The organism is Xenorhabdus sp. SGI240, assembly GCF_040081915.1.
Taxonomy (GTDB): domain Bacteria; phylum Pseudomonadota; class Gammaproteobacteria; order Enterobacterales; family Enterobacteriaceae; genus Xenorhabdus; species Xenorhabdus bakwenae.
The window spans coordinates 1-14,754 of record NZ_JBEBMB010000051.1; the positions used below are offsets into that span (position 1 = coordinate 1).

Consider the following 14,754-nt stretch of genomic DNA (forward strand, 5'->3'; position numbering starts at 1 on the left):
TCTTATCCAGAATTCGGGTTAGTTAAGATTTTTTATATTTCGGTCTGCCATACGCATATTTTGATTAGATTGGTATACGGCAGACCTGAATAAATTAAAGTTCCTGTTCAAACAGGTGGAGAATGGCTTCGTAAAGTTGTTTTGTCGTAAAGTTCTGCGCTGGAGTGGAAAAAATAGTGTCATCCCCTGCAATGCTGCCAAGGATCCCTTCTGCTTTCCCCAATGAATCTAACAGGCGGGCAATTAACTGTGCTGCGCCAGGGCTGGTACGTATGACGACAATACTGTGATTATAATCGACATCTAATACCAGATTTTTTAATGGGCTGGTGGCAGTGGGCACGCCCAATTCTGCGGGTAAGCAATAAACCATTTCCATCTTTGCATTACGGGTTCGGACGGCACCAAATTTCGTCAGCATTCTGGAAACTTTAGATTGGTTGATATTTTCAAATCCCTGCTCTTGAAGTGCCGAAACAATTTCACCTTGAGAGCTGAATTTTTCTTCTTTCAATAATGCCTTGAACGCTTTTACCAAATCTTCCTGTTTCGAAGGAACACGCATATTTCACCATCGTTGAATCCGTTATCAGGCGGCCATTATGCGAAAGAGTGAATTTTTATGCAAGAAAGAGAAGAAAAAACCAATATACAGAGAATAGTGAATTAAGCGTAGTAAATGTATTGTTAATTAAATGGGATTGTTTGGTAGGAAAGGGAAGAGTAAGGTAATAAGCTAATTGTTGAAGCGCTCGCCTGAAGTAATTCTTAAAAAAGTGTCCATTATCTCATTAACAGATAAGCATTTTGTTTAGAATAAAACGACGTTGGTGTTCCATCATCAGGCTATTAAGTGGATAATCTGACTGTTAACAGATTGTTTTTAATGCATGGTGTTTTTAATACATTGGTGTTTTTAATACATCGTGTATACAAATAGATCGTATTTACAGTACTTAATTTAAGGAGTATCAGGATGAAAGTTGCAGTTCTCGGTGCAGCCGGTGGTATTGGTCAGGCACTTGCCCTTCTACTCAAGACCCAGCTTCCTTCAGGTTCAGAACTTTCCTTGTATGACATTGCTCCGGTGACTCCAGGCGTGGCAACCGATCTGAGCCATATCCCAACGGAAGTCAAAGTCACTGGTTTTGCTGGTGAAGATGCAACTCCTGCACTGGCAGGTGCAGATGTCGTATTAATTTCTGCGGGTGTGGCGCGTAAACCTGGTATGGATCGTTCCGATTTGTTCAATATCAATGCGGGAATCATTCGTAATCTGGTTCAGCAGGTTGCTAAAACTTGTCCAAAAGCATTAATTGGAATTATTACCAACCCAGTCAATACCACGGTTGCCATCGCCGCTGAGGTACTGAAAAAAGAAGGGGTATACGATAAGAACCGCCTGTTTGGTGTCACAACCCTGGATATCATTCGTTCCAACACCTTTGTTGCTGAACTGAAAGACAAGAAAGTAGAAGAAATAGAAGTTCCTGTTATTGGTGGGCACTCTGGTGTGACCATCCTGCCTCTTTTGTCGCAAATTCCAGGTGTTAGCTTCACTGATGAAGAAGTTGAAGCATTGACCAAGCGTATCCAGAATGCGGGTACTGAGGTTGTTGAAGCGAAAGCGGGTGGCGGCTCTGCAACTCTGTCTATGGGACAAGCAGCGGCTCGTTTGGGGCTGTCGCTGATCCGTGGCTTGCAAGGCGAAAGCAATGTTGTTGAGTGCAGCTATGTTGAAGGTGATGGCAAATATGCCCGTTTCTTTGCGCAGCCTGTTCGCTTAGGTAAAAAGGGTATCGAAGAACATTTAGATATTGGCAAGTTGAGTGATTTTGAACAGAAGTCACTGGATAACATGCTGGATGTTTTGAAAAAAGACATTGAGTTGGGCGAAAAATTTATTAACGAATAATTCATTTATTAAAAATTTATTAATATACGAATTAAGTTAAATATATTAAATAACTAAAACCGCTAGTTAGAAATAACTAGCGGTTTTTTTCAATAGTTATATTGATAGCTAATTATTCTTTTTCTCTCTTACTTTTCTTTCCAATAGTTCTCCTGTATGGGGATCGAAATAGCGGCTGGGCCATATTTCAGACGGATGTAGTTCTAAATAATTCGCTATTATCCATTCTCCCTTGGGCCATGGGCGAGAAAGTGTATTCGCCAAAGTTGATGAACTCAATCCCGCCGCACGAGAAACGGCAGCTAATGTCGTTCCTCGTTTACGTAAAGCGGCAATAATATCAGCAGGATGCCAATCCGATTTCATAGAAATCATTTTTTTAATCCTTTTCTATTAAATTAGAAGCCACATTAGTGGTATAACTAAAGCGTTAATGTGAAATTAATAACGAACACGAACCTGTTATTAAGAAAATAAAATAACATTATTTTTTCTAAAAATGTTTCTAATTTTTTCTTAATAACTTCTTTTTTGAACTTGGTAACAAAAATAGAGAAACGTTATGAAAAAAGAGTGGTATACGGCAATGGAGCTGACCGGTGTAGGTGAGTTACCTAGATCACCACAAGGAGTTAATGCCAGGGCAAAGCGTGAAGAGTGGTTAAAACAGAAACGGGCTGGCGTCCAGGGGCGGGCGATTGAATACCATTACTCTTGTTTTCCTCAAACAACGTTGGAAGCGTTAGAACTCCATGAAACACCAGCAGAATATCAGGTTCAAAAACAAGATCCTTTAGCCATTTGGGTAAGTGCATTTAATTTACTTACCGAGGAAGAGAAGGAGGTCATTACCGAAGTGATATTACGAGATGGCATAAGAAGTTTTTTGGAAAAAATCACAGCTACTTGAGACAGCTTTTGAAAAGCCAGGTACTTAACATTTGGCTTTCTCGTCACTGCTCCAGTATCAAGCGAGGAGAAAGAGATGAAAAAAGAGTGGTATTCTGCAAAAGAACTCATCGGCCTCGCAGGGCTGCCATCGTCTCCCCAAGGAGTTAATTTGATGGCAAGACGCGAGGGCTGGGAACAACGCCGTAAGCGGGGCGTACAAGGAAAAGCGCTCGAATATAATGTCAACAGTTTGCCCGAAGAAGTCGTGAATGTACTGACGGTCAGTGAAAATTCGGTCGAATACTATCGCAATAAACGACAGGACCCATTTATGATCTGGGTAGAAGCTTATTACCAGTTGAGCAAATCCGAAAGAGAGCGAATGGTTAAATTTATTTTGAGAAAAGGGCTAGCCAGCCTGGTCCAATATGTCGGTATTCAAGATAGTGATAATAAAGACAGCGCCCTGGATTGAATTATCTGGGGCACTGATTCAGTTTTAGGAAAGTCGCTGTACAGCGACATGGGCCAATCCCTCAAGAGCCGCCTTGTATGGAGAATGTTCCAGTGACTGCAATGCTGAAATAGCCTTATCAGCTTCTTCTTCTGCCCGCTGGCGGGTGTATTTAAGTGAACCACACTGTTTCATCGTTGTCAGGACGGTATCCAACAAATGGCGGCCATTACCTTGCTCAATGGCACTTCGGATTACAGCGGATTGCTCCGGTGTTCCGTGGTTCATGGCGTGTAAAAGAGGCAATGTGGGTTTGCCTTCGTTTAAGTCATCCCCTGTGTTCTTACCCAGCGTGCTGTTATCTGAGTCATAATCCAACAGATCATCAATTAATTGAAATGCGGTGCCCAGATAACGGCCATAATCACGTAGTGCTATTTCTTGCTCAGGAGTGGCGTTGGCGAGAATGGCGGCTGAATGCGCAGCGACTTCAAACAGGCGAGCGGTTTTACTGTAAATGACCCTCATATAGTCATCTTCTGAAATATTAGGATCATTGCAGTTCATCAACTGCATGACTTCGCCTTCAGCAATGACATTGGTAGCATCAGACATCAATTTTAATACGCGCATGGAGTCAAGATCGGTCATCATTTGAAATGAGCGCGTATAGATAAAATCGCCCACAAGGACACTGGCCGCATTGCCATAAATGGCGTTGGCTGTCGCTTTACCACGGCGCATATCAGATTCATCAACGACATCATCATGCAGCAGCGTTGCCGTGTGGATAAATTCAATCAAAGCAGCAACTTTGATATGTTTTTCATCTTGGCAATGAAGGGCTTTACCTGCCAGTACGGCAATCATTGGCCGAATGCGTTTGCCACCCCCGCTGATGATGTAGTAACCAAGTTGGTTAATCAGCGCAACGTCAGAATTTAATTGGTTAAGAATGGTTTCATTAACCGCTGCCATATCATCAGCGGTGAGTTTAAGTATCGATTCTAAATTCATGTTTTGGCTTTGGACTCTGATTCAGAGCTGTGCTCATTAATTAGCATATCAATAGATATCAAGATATATCGATTGTACTTGAAAAACCGTTCAAATAAATGACAATTGAAAAACTCTGTTTTTTTCTCATCTGTTCTAATTCTGCACTTGTCTTCCAAGTGGTTTTTGCGTAGAATTCGCGCCCTATGTGAATATTTTATAGCGCGCTCTGGAAAGCATTTTAGGGGGGTGCGCGGAAAGCGGAGTTTATATGTACGCAGTTTTCCAAAGTGGTGGTAAACAACACCGAGTAAGCGAAGGCCAAACAATTCGCTTGGAAAAGCTGGACATCGCAACAGGTGAAACTGTTGAGTTTGACCAGGTGCTGATGGTCGCTAACGGCGAAGATATCAAAATCGGCGCTCCAGTAGTTGAAGGCGTTAAAATTAAAGCTGAAGTTGTCGCTCACGGTCGTGGCGAGAAAGTTAAAATTGTTAAGTTTCGTCGTCGTAAACACAGCCGTAAGCAACAGGGCCACCGTCAGTGGTTCACCGATGTTAAAATCACTGGCATCGCTTAAGATTTTAGGAGAGCAGATTAATGGCACACAAAAAGGCTGGCGGCTCGACTCGTAACGGTCGCGATTCTGAAAGCAAACGTCTGGGTGTAAAACGTTTTGGTGGTGAGTCTGTTTTGGCAGGTAGCATCATCGTTCGTCAACGTGGTACTAAATTCCACGCAGGCAACAACGTAGGTTGTGGCCGTGACCACACCCTGTTCGCATTAGCTGACGGAAAAGTTAAGTTCGAAGTTAAAGGTCCAAAAAACCGTAAATTTATCAGCATCGAAGCTGAATAAGTTTTTTGCATCTTGATCGAATCAGAAGCCCTGCAATGTGTGTTGCGGGGCTTTTTATTATTTTGGATTACGCCATCTCTGGGTACTAGCTGCCATCCAGCTTTACAGTGGCTATCCTGCGGAGAAAAAAAATGAAATTTGTAGATGAAGCCAGAATTCTGGTTGTAGCGGGAGATGGTGGCAATGGTTGCGTCAGCTTCCGTCGTGAGAAATATATTCCAAAAGGTGGACCGGACGGCGGTGATGGTGGTGATGGTGGTGATGTCTACCTGCTAGCAGATGAAAACCTCAATACACTGATTGATTACCGTTTTGAAAAATCCTTCCGTGCTGAACGTGGTCAGAATGGACAAAGCCGGGATTGTACGGGTAAACGTGGTCAGGATATTACCATTAAGGTTCCGGTCGGAACTCGTGTACGTGATGTTGCCACGGGCGAAGTACTTGGGGATATGCTGCGCCATGAACAGCGTTTTATGGTAGCAAAAGGTGGCTTCCACGGCCTTGGCAATACCCGTTTTAAATCTTCGGTAAATCGTGCTCCTCGTCAAAAAACGATGGGAACTCCCGGAGAAAGTCGTGAGCTGATGTTGGAACTGATGCTACTGGCTGATGTAGGGATGCTGGGGATGCCAAATGCAGGCAAATCCACCTTTATTCGTGCTGTATCGGCAGCAAAACCGAAAGTCGCTGATTATCCATTTACAACCCTGGTGCCAAGCCTTGGCGTTGTGCGTATGGATAACGAACAAAGTTTTGTCGTTGCAGATATTCCTGGTTTGATTGAAGGTGCCTCAGAAGGTGCCGGATTGGGTATTCGTTTCTTGAAGCATTTGGAACGTTGCCGCGTATTGCTGCATTTGATTGATCTCTGCCCAATCGATGAATCCGCTCCGGTTGAAAACGCCCGTATCATCATCAAAGAACTGCATAATTACAGTGAAAAACTGGCAGAAAAACCGCGCTGGTTGGTCTTTAACAAAGTCGATCTTACCGATCCAGAAGAAGCTAAACAGCGGGCAAAAGCTATCGCTGAGGAGCTTGGTTGGGAAGGCGATTATTACATGATCTCAGCCGTGAATCGTCAGGGCGTAAAAGAGCTTTGCTGGGATATTATGGAGTTCATGAAGACGCAGCCTCGTAGCATGGAAACGTCGGAGGAATCCCAACCGGAAAAAGTGGAATTTATGTGGGATGACTACCATAAAGAGCAGTTACAGCAAGCATCTGACGACGAAGATTTGGATGATGACTGGGACGAAGAAGATGACGAAGGCATCGAGTTTATTTATAAACACTAATCTTCATGTAACCACTTGAATATAACAAAAGGGCGCTGTATTTGGCGCCCTTTTTTCTTTTTGGTCAAACCCTTCTTAATAACAGAGCCAGTTCAGTGACTTTGATATAACGATTTATATAAATCGTGTTCAAAACGCGATAATGGAACACGGCGGGTTCGCTGATCTTGCGGGGGAACAGAGTAGGCAGAAACAAACTGGACAAAAGCAATTTGCTGCCCACTGGCGGCAGTCATAAACCCTGCGAGGTTATAGACCCCTTGCAATGATCCCGTTTTGGCAAAGACCTTACCATCAATCCCCGCTTCGTGCAGACCGGGACGATAAGCCAACGTGCCATCATATCCCGCTTTGGGCAACATGGAGATGAAATTCAGTTCACCATTGTGTTGAGCAATAAATTGCAATATCTCCAACATGGTTGTGGCAGCGATTAAATTGTGGCGTGAAAGACCAGATCCATCCACCATGACGGTGTTACCTAAGTCAATGCCAGCTTTCTGTTTCAGGATTTGGCGGACTGCATCGGAACCTGCCCGCCATGTCCCTGGAATGTTGAAATAGCGGTGGCCGAGGGTTCGAAAGAGGGTATCTGCAATCATGTTATCTGATTTTTTTAACATGACTTCGAGCATCTTATTTAATGGCACAGATTGGTTTACGGCGAGGATCTTTTCTGGTTGCTTGGGAGCCGCCTGGAGCCGTATATGGCCTTTTAACTCAATACCGGCAATATTCAGTTCATTTTTCAGGAGGTTGCCAGCATAACCAGGCCCATTCTGGATAGCAAATGCCAATGGCAGTGGTTCATCGCGTTGTGTCAGGCAACCTGTGAGGGTATATCGATTCAAATCACCCGATGTAACATCAAATTCACAATATTTCGCTTCTGGTGAACCCTTAGCCAATGTTTTGACTTCACTCAGTACATTAACAGGATAAAAAGAGGGCACACGGACAAATGCCAGTTCGCCAGGTTGTTCTGAGCTGTAGAGTGAAACAGAAAAGCAGTTCTTATCCACGATTGCGGCTGATGGAGGGGCGCTGAAACACTGGGTCATATCGTTCCATACCCAGCCCGGGGCTTTATCATGGCTGGAAAAAATCGAAATATCGATGATGAGGTTCCCGTCAATCTGTTTGATACCCGATTGTTTTAAGGACTCCACCATATTACGCAGTTGTGAACGTGTCAGCATGGGATCACCGACAAAGCGAGCCGTCAGGTTACCTTTTAATACACCATCTGAAAGATTAGCATCACTTTCCAGTGTTGTGACAAAACGGTAATCCTTACCAAGCTGCAATAGCGCTGCTAATGCCGTCACAATTTTCTGCGTACTGGCAGGTAAAGCCATTTGTTGCCCGTGATAATCAACTAAGGGATTTTTTGCCCCAACGGCTTGGGCAATAAATGAAAAATGAGTTCCCGTAGGCAAATACTGGGTACTTTTCTCAATAGAAGAGCTATCAGAAGCGGCATTTGTACTGAAAATACTCAGGCTTAAACTGAGCATACAAGCTATTCTGCTGGTCATTTTTAAAAGAGCCATAGATCTCGCGTATGAAGGTGATGTATTCCAGGAATATTTGTATTAATCATACTAAGGTATAATTCAAAGGAAAAGTAAACGATGATCCATCATCAACTCTACGTTAGAATGATGGATTGCAGGTAAGTATTCCTGTGGACTTCAGATTGTGCTGAATTACACTTCTTTTTATCAAGTATCTGTAAGCCCGCCTGATAAGGTGTGCTCATTGTGCTGTTATTAAAAAATGTGCTGTTATTACAAAAATCAGGAAGATGTTGTTTGGGCTTAGGATTAATTTAAAGGTTGAATAAATGAAACAAATTCCGATGACGGTTCGTGGCGCGGATAAATTGCGCGGAGAATTAGAACATTTGAAAAATGTACGTCGGCCTCAAATTATTGCCGCAATCGCTGAGGCGCGTGAGCACGGTGATTTGAAAGAAAACGCGGAATATCATGCCGCTCGTGAGCAGCAGGGGTTCTGTGAAGGCCGTATTCAGGAAATTGAGGCTAAGCTTTCCAATGCACAGGTGATTGATGTCATGAAGATGACCAACAATGGCCGAGTGATTTTTGGAGCAACGGTCACGGTACTGAACTTGGATTCCGATGAAGAGCAGACCTACCGTATCGTCGGTGATGATGAAGCCAATATTAAAGAAAATCTTCTTTCAGTGAATTCACCGATTGCCCGTGGCCTGATTGGTAAAGAAGTGGATGATGTTGTTGTCATCTCCACGCCTGGCGGTCAAGTAGAATTCGAAGTTTTGAACGTGGATTATATCTAATACACCATGCTCAAAGAAAAAAGGCCAGTTTTGGCCTTTTTTATCAAGGTAAATAAATTAATATGGCACTTTTGTATAAATATGCCGTGATTATTTAGGTAGACTAATCTTGCGTTCTTCCGATGGACGGTAGAGAACTAACATTTTGCCAATGATTTGCACGTTATGTGCACCCGTTTCACGAACAATTGCTTCAGCGATCAAAGTTTTTATTTCACGGTCTTCGCCAGCAACTTTGACTTTGATAAGCTCGTGATGCGAAAGAGTTTGTTCGATTTCAGCCAACACACCTTCGGTCAACCCATTGTTGCCGATCATAACGACAGGCTTTAATGAATGAGCGAGGCTTTTCAGGTATTGGATTTGTTTCTTGTTAAGAGTCATCGTTTATTTGCTTAGTTGGGATTGAAAACGATATATTCTACCGCCATCTCATGTCTATCACCATAAAAGTGTGGTGTGGTTTGATAAGAGAGCGCAAAAAAATATGGCGTCTTATTAGTAGAGTTGGAAAGAACAATGGCCAATAAAAAACGTTCAGCAAGCTCAAGTCGCTGGTTACAGGAACATTTTAGTGATAAATATGTTCTCCAGGCGCAGAAAAAAGGGCTTCGCTCTCGCGCTTGGTTTAAACTTGATGAGATACAGCAAAGCGACAAAATCTTTAAACCGGGCATGACCGTTGTTGATTTAGGCGCTGCTCCAGGTGGGTGGTCTCAGTACGTAGTGAGTCAGATTGGTAATAGCGGGCGAGTCATTGCTTGCGATCTTTTGCCGATGGATCCGATAGTTGGGGTCGATTTTCTTCAAGGAGACTTTCGTGATGAGCGGGTATTGAAAACATTACTTGAGAGAGTTGGTGATAATAAAGTCCAGGTCGTCATGTCGGATATGGCTCCTAATATGAGTGGAACTCCTGCGGTCGATATTCCCCGATCCATGTATCTGGTTGAGTTAGCGTTGGATATGTGTCGTGATGTGCTGGCCCCTGGGGGTAGTTTTATTGTCAAAGTATTTCAGGGAGAGGGCTTTGATGAATACCTGAGGGAAATACGCTCCCTTTTTGCGAAGGTAAAAGTTCGTAAACCAGAATCTTCGCGGGCACGATCACGTGAAGTATACATTGTAGCGACAGGGCGGAAAGTGTAGTACCCTGACTACTATTTGTTAACACAGTTGTAATATGAGGTTAATCCCTTGAGTGACATGGCGAAAAACCTGATTCTCTGGTTAGTCATCGCAGTTGTCTTGATGTTATTGTTCCAGAGTTTTGGTCCCAGCGACTCTAGTGGTCGTAGGGTTGATTACTCTAATTTCATCAGTGAGATATCGCAGAATCAAGTAAGCGAAGTACGTATTTCGGGTCGTGACATTGATTTCACTAAGAAAGACAACAGTGGAAAATACAGCACTTATATGCCAATTCAGGATGAAAAGTTGCTGGATACCCTACTTAATAAGCAGGTAAAAGTTGTTGGTGAACCACCAGAACAACAAGGCCTGTTGGCGACCCTCTTTATTTCATGGTTCCCAATGTTACTGCTCATTGGCGTTTGGATCTTCTTTATGCGCCAAATGCAAGGCGGTGGCGGTAAAGGGGCGATGTCTTTTGGTAAAAGCAAAGCCCGGATGTTGACGGAAGATCAGATCAAAACCACGTTTGCCGATGTTGCTGGTTGTGATGAAGCCAAAGAAGAAGTGGGCGAATTGGTTGAGTATCTGCGTGAACCTGGCCGTTTTCAAAAATTGGGGGGTAAAATCCCGAAAGGCATCCTGATGGTTGGCCCTCCAGGTACGGGTAAAACATTGCTGGCGAAAGCTATTGCTGGCGAAGCGAAAGTCCCTTTCTTCACCATCTCGGGTTCTGATTTCGTTGAAATGTTCGTGGGTGTTGGTGCTTCCCGTGTGCGAGATATGTTTGAACAGGCGAAAAAAGCTGCACCGTGCATCATCTTTATTGATGAAATTGATGCAGTAGGTCGTCAGCGTGGCGCGGGTCTGGGTGGCGGACATGATGAACGTGAACAGACACTGAACCAGATGCTGGTTGAGATGGATGGCTTTGAAGGTAACGAAGGCATTATTGTTATCGCAGCAACTAACCGTCCTGATGTTCTCGATCCTGCTTTGTTACGTCCTGGCCGTTTTGACCGTCAGGTCGTTGTTGGCTTGCCGGATGTTCGTGGCCGTGAGCAAATCCTGAAAGTTCATATGCGTCGCATTCCGCTGGATACTGATATTGATGCCTCGGTCATTGCTCGTGGTACGCCAGGTTTTTCTGGCGCAGATTTGGCAAACCTTGTGAATGAAGCTGCTTTGTTTGCTGCTCGCGGTAACAAACGCGTGGTTTCTATGGTTGAGTTCGAAAAAGCCAAAGATAAGATCATGATGGGTGCGGAGCGCCGTTCAATGGTTATGACCGAGGAACAGAAAGAATCCACGGCATACCATGAAGCAGGACATGCCATTATTGGTCGTTTGGTTCCAGAACACGATCCTGTGCATAAAGTGACGATTATCCCGCGTGGCCGTGCGTTGGGTGTGACGTTCTTCTTGCCAGAGGGTGATCAGATCAGTGCAAGCCGTCAGAAGTTGGAGAGCCAAATTTCAACTTTATACGGTGGCCGGTTAGCGGAAGAAATTATCTATGGTGTAGATAATGTTTCTACTGGTGCGTCCAACGATATTAAAGTGGCGACATCTATTGCGCGTAACATGGTGACACAGTGGGGCTTCTCAGAAAAACTGGGACCATTGCTGTATGCGGAAGAAGAAGGCGAAGTTTTCCTCGGTCGCTCAGTTGCCAAGGCAAAACATATGTCTGAAGACACCGCGCGTTTAATCGATCAGGAAGTGAAGGTTCTCATCGATCGTAACTATGTACGTGCTCGTCAGATTCTGATGGATAATCTGGATATTCTTCATTCAATGAAAGATGCATTGATGAAGTATGAAACGATTGATGCTCCTCAGATTGATGATCTGATGAATCGTACAACAGTACGCCCGCCAGCAGGTTGGGAAGGTGATAAGAATGACGGTAATAGCAATAACCGTCATAACACGCCATCTCCTCAGCAAACTTCAAAGCCTGCGGATGGTAATCCAACCGCATAACGTGGCTCCCAATCTTACATTAAACCCCAGGCTTGTCCTGGGGTTTTGACATTAAGGCACCTAGCGATGAAACTGACTGCCAGAGGCAGCGTCCTCGATCTTTCCTGCCCACAAGTGATGGGAATTTTAAACGTTACCCCTGATTCCTTCTCTGACGGTGGAACCCATAATACTTTTAACACAGCATTAGAGCATGCCGTCGGGATGATCAAAGAAGGGGCAACCATTATTGATGTGGGTGGTGAATCGACTCGTCCCGGAGCGAATGAGGTAAGTGAGCAGGAAGAATTGGATCGTGTTATTCCAATGATTGAGGCGCTGGCACAGCGCTTTGATACCTGGATCTCTGTTGATACCTCAAAAGCTGTTGTTATGCAGGAATCAGCCAGGGCGGGGGCGCATATTATTAATGACGTCCGTGCGTTGCAGGAGCCTGGAGCACTTGATGCGGCAGCACAAAGTGGTTTGCCGATCTGCCTGATGCATATGCAGGGACAACCTCGCACAATGCAAACAGAGCCTCACTATGAAGATGTTGTATCGGAAGTAAAAAATTTCCTGATACAGCAAATTGAGCGCTGTGTTGCGGCGGGTATCGCAAAAAACAACCTGATTCTTGATCCTGGCTTCGGTTTTGGTAAGAACTTATCGCATAATTATCAGTTATTGGCTCACTTGCAAGAATTCCATCATTTGGGATTACCTATTCTGGCGGGAATGTCACGCAAGTCCATGATTAGCCAATTATTTGATGTACCACCGCAGGAGCGTGTGGTCGGAAGCGTTGCTTGTGCTGTGATTGCAGCTATGAAAGGTGCCCAGATTATCCGTGTGCACGATGTAAAAGAAACCGTTCAGGCAATGCAAGTTGTTCACGCAACACTGTCTGCCAATAATACCTGTACGACATACGGTATCTGAAAAGAATACATGTTCATAGAATACAGAGTTTGTAGAATACATCGTTTGTAAAGAACATGGTGTCAGCAAAAAACGCTGAGAGCAAAAGATTCGTTCAGCAAAGGAAAGAACTTTATGAGTAACCGTAAATATTTTGGCACTGACGGTATCCGTGGCAAAGTGGGAAATACCCCAATTACCCCTGACTTTGTATTGAAACTTGGTTGGGCTGCGGGAAAAGTGCTGGCGCGTCATGGTTCTCGCAAAATCATTATTGGTAAAGATACCCGAATCTCAGGTTATATGTTGGAATCTGCTCTGGAGGCAGGGTTAGCCGCAGCGGGATTATCGGCATCCTTTACCGGCCCAATGCCAACACCGGCAGTGGCGTATCTGACACGGACTTTTCGTGCAGAAGCCGGCATTGTCATTTCCGCTTCCCACAACCCTTACTATGATAACGGCATTAAATTCTTCTCCATTGATGGGACTAAATTACCGGATGATGTTGAAGAAGCGATTGAAGCGGAAATGGAAAAACCTCTGACTTGTGTGGAATCTGCTGAGTTAGGGCGGGCAAATCGGATAGTTGATGCAGCGGGTCGTTACATTGAATTTTGTAAAGGGACATTCCCCAGTGAACAAAGTTTAAATGGGTTGAAAATTGTTTTGGATTGCGCCAATGGTGCGACTTACCATATCGCCCCGAATGTGTTCAGAGAGCTGGGAGCGGAAGTAATTACCCTTGGTTGTGAGCCTAATGGCATCAATATCAATGAAGAATGTGGTGCAACGGATGTTCGTCTATTGCAACAGTGTGTACTGGAAGAACAGGCTCACGTTGGTCTGGCATTTGATGGTGATGGTGACCGCATCATCATGGTTGATCATCTGGGGCAAAAAGTTGATGGCGATCAGATCCTTTATATCATTGCACGTGAAGCGTTGAGACAAGGTCAGCTACGTGGTGGTGCAGTGGGTACGTTGATGAGCAATATGGGGCTGGAGTTGGCACTGAAACAGCTTGGTATTCCATTTGAACGTGCGAAAGTTGGCGACCGCTACGTGCTGGAGAAATTGCAGGAAAAAGGCTGGCGTTTGGGGGCTGAAAATTCGGGCCATGTGATTTTGCTGGACAAAACCACAACAGGAGATGGCATTGTTGCTGGATTGCAAGTTCTGAGTGCAATAGTACGCAATAATATGAGCCTGCATGATCTGTGCAGTGGCATGAAACTTCTGCCACAAATTTTGGTTAACGTTCGCTTTGCAGGTAATGCCGATCCTCTGCAATCAGAATCAGTGCTTGAAACCGTAAAATCAGTTGAGACTGAATTAAATGGCCGTGGTCGTGTTCTGCTGCGTAAATCAGGGACAGAACCCTTGATTCGGGTCATGGTGGAAGGCGAAGATGAAGAGCAAGTCACGGTATTAGCGCATCGTATTGCTGATGCGGTGAAAAAAATAGGTTGATTTGTTGATTTTTTGCCCGAACGACGCCAGTATTTAAAATTAGTCTTGCGTGTCTAAGACGCTTTGGTTAGTATTCACACCCGCTCAATAAGTTAATTTTTCTAATTTTGTGAGCGGGTGATGCAACATAAAGTCGCTATAAAATTGTGGTAAACGCCACGAGGAAACGGGTACAACATATGTATGAAGCTCTTTTAGGTATATTCTTGCTGGTTGGTATCGGGCTAATAGCTCTGGTTCTGCTACAGCAGGGTAAAGGTGCTGATATGGGTGCTTCTTTCGGCGCGGGTGCATCTAACACGCTGTTTGGTTCATCGGGTTCCAGTAATTTTATGACCCGCATGACGGCTATTTTTGCCACGTTGTTCATTGTTATCAGTCTGATTCTTGGTAACATGACCAGCAACAAGACGGGTTCCAGCAGTAAATGGGATAACCTTGTCGAACCTGTAAAAGTTGAAAAACAGGCAGAGATTCCGGCAACACCAGCAAAACCAAATAGTGATATCCCACAGTAACATTCAGT

17 protein-coding genes are annotated in these 14,754 nt (G+C 44.3%); 12 read left to right on the forward strand and 5 right to left on the reverse strand.

Going from position 1 to position 14,754, the window contains the following annotated elements; translation table 11 throughout:
- Window positions 1-94 precede the first annotated feature (94 nt).
- Entirely contained in the window at window positions 95-565 is a 471-nt protein-coding gene (gene argR / locus ABLA76_RS12175; RefSeq protein ID WP_047766260.1) for a transcriptional regulator ArgR, read from the reverse strand.
- Between the two features lie 411 nt (window positions 566-976).
- Here argR and mdh point away from each other — a divergent pair, with 411 nt between their 5' ends.
- Window positions 977-1,915: a malate dehydrogenase gene (mdh, locus tag ABLA76_RS12180; RefSeq protein WP_348988120.1), complete on the forward strand. Its 939-nt coding sequence runs from the start codon at window positions 977-979 to the stop codon at window positions 1,913-1,915.
- 108 nt (window positions 1,916-2,023) lie between these two features.
- On the opposite strand, the gene ABLA76_RS12185 is transcribed toward mdh, so the two are convergent.
- Complete coding sequence (locus ABLA76_RS12185; RefSeq protein ID WP_099132640.1) at window positions 2,024-2,290, reverse strand: helix-turn-helix transcriptional regulator; 267 nt, start codon at window positions 2,288-2,290, stop codon at window positions 2,024-2,026.
- Window positions 2,291-2,477: 187 nt separating this feature from the next.
- Between ABLA76_RS12185 and ABLA76_RS12190 the strand changes: the two genes are divergently transcribed.
- A complete protein-coding gene (locus tag ABLA76_RS12190) occupies window positions 2,478-2,825 on the forward strand; it encodes a DNA-binding protein (RefSeq protein WP_348988121.1) in 348 nt (115 codons plus the stop codon).
- Between the two features lie 75 nt (window positions 2,826-2,900).
- Window positions 2,901-3,281: a DNA-binding protein gene (locus tag ABLA76_RS12195; RefSeq protein WP_047766256.1), complete on the forward strand. Its 381-nt coding sequence runs from the start codon at window positions 2,901-2,903 to the stop codon at window positions 3,279-3,281.
- A 24-nt stretch (window positions 3,282-3,305) separates the two neighbouring features.
- Here the strand turns inward: ABLA76_RS12195 and ispB are convergent, their stop codons facing one another.
- Complete coding sequence (gene ispB, locus ABLA76_RS12200; protein WP_348988122.1) at window positions 3,306-4,277, reverse strand: octaprenyl diphosphate synthase; 972 nt, start codon at window positions 4,275-4,277, stop codon at window positions 3,306-3,308.
- A gap of 250 nt (window positions 4,278-4,527) precedes the next feature.
- Here ispB and rplU point away from each other — a divergent pair, with 250 nt between their 5' ends.
- The 3 genes from rplU (at window position 4,528) to cgtA (ending at window position 6,415) form a co-directional block, all read left to right on the forward strand.
- The gene (gene rplU / locus ABLA76_RS12205) at window positions 4,528-4,836 is read left to right on the forward strand and encodes a 50S ribosomal protein L21 (RefSeq protein WP_047766254.1); all 309 of its coding nucleotides are present in this window, start codon (window positions 4,528-4,530) and stop codon (window positions 4,834-4,836) included.
- Window positions 4,837-4,856: 20 nt separating this feature from the next.
- Window positions 4,857-5,114 carry a 50S ribosomal protein L27 gene (gene rpmA / locus ABLA76_RS12210; RefSeq protein ID WP_011148617.1) on the forward strand — a complete coding sequence of 86 codons (258 nt, stop codon included), beginning with the start codon at window positions 4,857-4,859 and terminating at the stop codon, window positions 5,112-5,114.
- Between the two features lie 131 nt (window positions 5,115-5,245).
- The gene (gene cgtA / locus ABLA76_RS12215; protein ID WP_348988123.1) at window positions 5,246-6,415 is read left to right on the forward strand and encodes an Obg family GTPase CgtA; all 1,170 of its coding nucleotides are present in this window, start codon (window positions 5,246-5,248) and stop codon (window positions 6,413-6,415) included.
- A gap of 92 nt (window positions 6,416-6,507) precedes the next feature.
- On the opposite strand, the gene dacB is transcribed toward cgtA, so the two are convergent.
- A complete protein-coding gene (gene dacB, locus ABLA76_RS12220; protein WP_348988124.1) occupies window positions 6,508-7,968 on the reverse strand; it encodes a serine-type D-Ala-D-Ala carboxypeptidase in 1,461 nt (486 codons plus the stop codon).
- Window positions 7,969-8,261: 293 nt separating this feature from the next.
- Here dacB and greA point away from each other — a divergent pair, with 293 nt between their 5' ends.
- The gene (gene greA, locus ABLA76_RS12225; protein ID WP_047766251.1) at window positions 8,262-8,738 is read left to right on the forward strand and encodes a transcription elongation factor GreA; all 477 of its coding nucleotides are present in this window, start codon (window positions 8,262-8,264) and stop codon (window positions 8,736-8,738) included.
- A gap of 90 nt (window positions 8,739-8,828) precedes the next feature.
- Here greA and yhbY read toward each other — a convergent pair whose 3' ends face one another.
- Window positions 8,829-9,122 (reverse strand): ribosome assembly RNA-binding protein YhbY, encoded by a 294-nt coding sequence (gene yhbY, locus ABLA76_RS12230; protein ID WP_047766250.1) that lies wholly within the window; start codon window positions 9,120-9,122, stop codon window positions 8,829-8,831.
- Window positions 9,123-9,257: 135 nt separating this feature from the next.
- On the opposite strand from yhbY, the gene rlmE reads away from it, so the two are divergent.
- The 5 genes from rlmE to secG all read left to right on the forward strand — a co-directional run bounded on the left by rlmE (window position 9,258) and on the right by secG (window position 14,746).
- On the forward strand, window positions 9,258-9,887 hold the full coding sequence (gene rlmE / locus ABLA76_RS12235; protein ID WP_348988139.1) for a 23S rRNA (uridine(2552)-2'-O)-methyltransferase RlmE: 630 nt from the start codon (window positions 9,258-9,260) through the stop codon (window positions 9,885-9,887).
- Between the two features lie 48 nt (window positions 9,888-9,935).
- Window positions 9,936-11,855 (forward strand): ATP-dependent zinc metalloprotease FtsH, encoded by a 1,920-nt coding sequence (gene ftsH, locus ABLA76_RS12240; RefSeq protein WP_348988125.1) that lies wholly within the window; start codon window positions 9,936-9,938, stop codon window positions 11,853-11,855.
- A 66-nt stretch (window positions 11,856-11,921) separates the two neighbouring features.
- Window positions 11,922-12,776 carry a dihydropteroate synthase gene (gene folP / locus ABLA76_RS12245; protein ID WP_348988126.1) on the forward strand — a complete coding sequence of 285 codons (855 nt, stop codon included), beginning with the start codon at window positions 11,922-11,924 and terminating at the stop codon, window positions 12,774-12,776.
- Between the two features lie 114 nt (window positions 12,777-12,890).
- On the forward strand, window positions 12,891-14,228 hold the full coding sequence (gene glmM / locus ABLA76_RS12250; RefSeq protein ID WP_047766246.1) for a phosphoglucosamine mutase: 1,338 nt from the start codon (window positions 12,891-12,893) through the stop codon (window positions 14,226-14,228).
- A 179-nt stretch (window positions 14,229-14,407) separates the two neighbouring features.
- The gene (gene secG / locus ABLA76_RS12255) at window positions 14,408-14,746 is read left to right on the forward strand and encodes a preprotein translocase subunit SecG (protein ID WP_348988127.1); all 339 of its coding nucleotides are present in this window, start codon (window positions 14,408-14,410) and stop codon (window positions 14,744-14,746) included.
- Window positions 14,747-14,754: the final 8 nt, after the last annotated feature.